Below are 3,699 nucleotides of genomic sequence, written 5' to 3'. Positions count from 1 at the left end.
GCTAGAAGCATCATAGCCACGGATATGATGCCCCAGTGTATAGGCAAGAGCATCTCCATTATTAAAGTCACAACAGGAATTCGCTGAGCGGCAAGGGACAGGAAGAAAGCGATGCTCCAGTAAGCCCAACCGGCTAGACAGCCGGTTATCATTACCAGTGTCAAAATCACTTCTCGATTTCTTTCAAGGTAAGCAGTCCCGTCGGGTTTTTCTACGATTCCTTGCATATCGGCAAGGTATAGCGACGATTCTCATGAGACAAGCCAGAACTGAGACCTTCTAACAGCTGACATGGGTATGATGGATTGTGCGGTAGCCACCTATCCAACTTGACCACTGACCGAATTGGAAATGCCAAAAAAATCCACTCCCGACGTAGCCCCCTGGACCAGCCTAAGCCTGACGTGGGTCGAAATCGGTTGTCGCATAACTTAGGATTTATGCGACGCCCATCCCCACCCCCCGTTCCACGTGGAACATTTAGCGAACACGCCTCCCCCATCCCGCCCCTCCCCCAAAAACTTCCCTTCCCCCCCCAAACCGGCTAAATCCCTGCCCCATGAGCTGGCTCACCGAATTCGTCCGCCCCAAAATCCGCACCCTGCTTGGCCGCAAGGAGGCGCCGGATAATCTCTGGCACCAATGCCCCTCCTGCCAGCAGATGATCTTCCATACCGAGCTGGAGGCCACCAAGAAGGTCTGCCCGCATTGCGGCTTCCATATGCGCGCCAACGCGGCGGAGCGTCTGGCCTGGACCTTCGATGACGGCGTCTTCACCAAGATCGAGCTGCCGAAAGCCCTGCCGGACCCGCTGAAATTCCGCGACCAGAAGCGCTATACCGACCGTCTGAAGGATGCCCGCGACAAGACCAAGCAGGATGACGCCATCCTGGTCGCGCACGGCACCCTCGGCGGCAAAAACGCCGTCGTCGCGGCGATGTCCTTCGAATTCATGGGCGGCTCCATGGGCGCTGCTGTCGGCGAGGGGCTGGTTGCCGCCGCCCGCCTGGCGGTGCTGCAGAACGCCCCGCTCATCGTCTATACCGCCTCCGGCGGGGCGCGCATGCAGGAGGGCGCCATCAGCCTGATGCAGCTGCCGCGCTCCATCATCGCCAGCCAGATGGTGAAGGAAGCCGGGCTGCCCTATATCGTGGTGCTGACCGACCCGACCACCGGCGGCGTCACCGCCGCCTTCGCCATGGTGGGGGATATCCACATCGCCGAGCCGGGCACGCTGATCGGCTTCGCAGGTGCCCGCGTGATCGAGCAGACCGTGCGCGAGAAACTGCCCGAGGGCTTCCAGCGCGCCGAATATCTGCACCAGCACGGCATTATCGACATGGTGGTGAAACGCGAGGAGCTGACCGCGACGCTGGCCCGCATCATTTCCCTCGCCACGGCCAATAAAAAGGCCGCGTGAGCAACGAGCTGCAGAGCCCGGCCGGGGCCACCGGCGCCCGGCTGCAGGTGAGCGCGGCGCTGGAGCGGCTGCATAAGCTCTATCCGCGCATGATCGACCTCAAGATCGACCGGCTGCAAAGGCTGCTGGCCGCTCTCGGTGATCCGCAGACCAAACTCCCGCCGGTGCTTCACGTCGCCGGCACCAACGGCAAGGGCTCGGTCTGCGCCATCGCCCGCGCCGTGGCGGAGGCGGCAGGGCTGAAGGTGCATGTCTTTACCTCCCCGCATCTGGTGCGCTTCAATGAGCGCATCCGCCTGGCCGGGTGCCTCGCCACAGATGAACAATTAGCGCAATCGCTGGATGCGATCGAGGCCGCCAACCAAGCCAACCAGATCACCGTGTTCGAGGCGATCACCGCTGCCGCCTTCTGGCTGTTCGCTCGCGTGCCCGCGGATATCTGCATCGTCGAGGTGGGCCTGGGCGGGCGGATGGACGCCACCAACCTCGTCGCCCCCGCCGCCTGCGCCATCACCGCGATCTCGCTCGACCACCAGGATTTTCTGGGCAACACGCTGGAGCTGATCGCGGGTGAGAAGGCCGGCATCATCAAGCCGGGCGTGCCCGTGGTCACCGGCTACCAGCCGGCCGAGGTGATGGCCCGCATCGAAGCCGAGGCCGCGCAGAAAGGTGCCAAGCAGCTGCGCCGCGGGCTGGACTGGTCGGCCGAGCCCAGCGCCACGGGCATGGTTTATGATGGGCTGGCGCTGCCCAAACCCGCCCTCGCCGGCCTGCATCAGATCGAAAATGCCGGCATCGCCCTCACCGCCTTGCGCGCCGCCGGGTTCAGGATGTCGCCAGAGGCGATGGCGCGGGGCCTGCGCGCCGCCAGCTGGCCGGCCCGCATGCAGCGCCTCACCGGCCGCCTGGCGCAGGCCCTGCCCGCCGGGTCCGAACTCTGGCTGGACGGGGCGCATAATCCGGGCGGCGCCGAGATCATCGCCCGGCAATTGCAGGATTGGGACGGCCCAACCACGCTGGTGCTCGGCATGAAGCAATCCAAGGATGTGGCGGAATTCATCCGCATCGTCGCCCCGCACGCGGCGCGGATTTTCGCCGTGGCCGAGGCCGAACAGCATCTCGCCTTGCCGGTGGAGAAAATCATCGAAGCCTCGGGCGGCCAGGCGCTGCCCGGGCCGGACATCGCCAGCGCCTTCCGCCAGATCACCACCCCCACGCGGGTGCTGATCTGCGGCAGCCTCTACCTCGCCGGCGAGGTGTTGAAGCAGGATGAGACGGTTCTGGCCTGACACGGAAATGTCGCATGCCGGCCACCGCCTGCTTTGCTAATAGACCGCCAAAGGAGCCGCCAATGACACTCACCCGCCGCCAATTCGCCACCACCAGCGCCATTCTGGGCGCCGGCGCCGCCCTGGCCCCCGCCGCCAGCGCCGCCGAGGAAGCCCTGAACATCGTACTGATCGGCGATTGGGGCCGCAGAGGCCATCACCACCAGCGCGCCGTCGCCGCGCAGATGGGCCGCACCGCGGACGCCATCAATAGCCGCTTTGTCGTCTCGGTCGGCGATAATTTCTACGAAAACGGCGTCGACTCGCTGGAGGACCCGCAATGGCGGACATCCTATCTGGATGTCTACACCCAGCCGGCGCTGCAAACGCCCTGGAAAGTGCTGCTCGGCAACCATGATTATCGCGGCAATGTGCAGGCGCAGCTGGATTACGCCAAGCAGAATCCGCGCTGGCAGATGCCCGCGCGCTATTCCCTGGAAACCATCGCCCTGCCCGATGGCGCCCACGCGACCTTCTATTATCTGGACACCTCGCCCTTCATCAAAAAATATTACGGCACCCGGGTCGCGGTGGATGGGCAGGACCCGCAGGCCCAGCTCGCCTGGCTGGATGCCAAGCTCGCCGCCTCGACCAGCGAATGGAACATCGTCATCGGCCATCACCCGATCTATGGCGCGCATGAGTCCGACCCGGGCTATGAAGGGGCGGACATGCCGGACATGATCGCCGCCGTCGATCCGATCCTGCGCAAGCATCACGTGCCGATCTATATTTGCGGGCATGACCATATCCTGCAGGCGGTGAAGATGAACGGCATCTCCTATGTCTGCACCGGCGCTGGCTCCGAGACCTATAATCCCGGCCCCGCCACACGCGGCGGCTTCGCCGCCGGCGCGCACGGCTTCATGGTGATGAAGCTGACGGGCAAGCAGATGGATTGGTCGTTCGTGGATGAGCACGGCACGACGCTGTATGCGCAGAGCATCGTAA

At 64.1% G+C, this 3,699-nt stretch carries 4 protein-coding genes; 3 read left to right on the top strand and 1 reads right to left on the bottom strand.

Annotated features, from left to right (window positions below):
- Positions 1 to 227 (bottom strand): hypothetical protein (locus MXAZACID_RS19800; protein ID WP_205619811.1); only part of this gene is annotated, 227 nt, incomplete at its 3' end.
- A gap of 332 nt (positions 228 to 559) precedes the next feature.
- Here MXAZACID_RS19800 and accD point away from each other — a divergent pair.
- The 3 genes from accD to MXAZACID_RS14200 form a co-directional block, all read left to right on the top strand.
- Positions 560 to 1,420, top strand: coding sequence for an acetyl-CoA carboxylase, carboxyltransferase subunit beta (accD, locus tag MXAZACID_RS14210; RefSeq protein WP_008495149.1), 861 nt, complete (start codon positions 560 to 562; stop codon positions 1,418 to 1,420).
- A complete protein-coding gene (locus MXAZACID_RS14205) occupies positions 1,417 to 2,709 on the top strand; it encodes a folylpolyglutamate synthase/dihydrofolate synthase family protein (RefSeq protein ID WP_008495148.1) in 1,293 nt (430 codons plus the stop codon). The genes accD and MXAZACID_RS14205 overlap by 4 nt, the downstream gene beginning before the upstream one ends.
- A gap of 62 nt (positions 2,710 to 2,771) precedes the next feature.
- Positions 2,772 to 3,699, top strand: a 928-nt coding sequence (locus MXAZACID_RS14200) for a metallophosphoesterase (protein ID WP_008495147.1), incomplete at its 3' end; no start/stop codon positions are given.

The organism is Acidocella sp. MX-AZ02, assembly GCF_000306035.1.
GTDB lineage: Bacteria > Pseudomonadota > Alphaproteobacteria > Acetobacterales > Acetobacteraceae > Acidocella > Acidocella facilis.
Note: the sequence above shows the minus strand (reverse complement) of the source record. Positions and strands in the feature narration are given on the sequence as shown.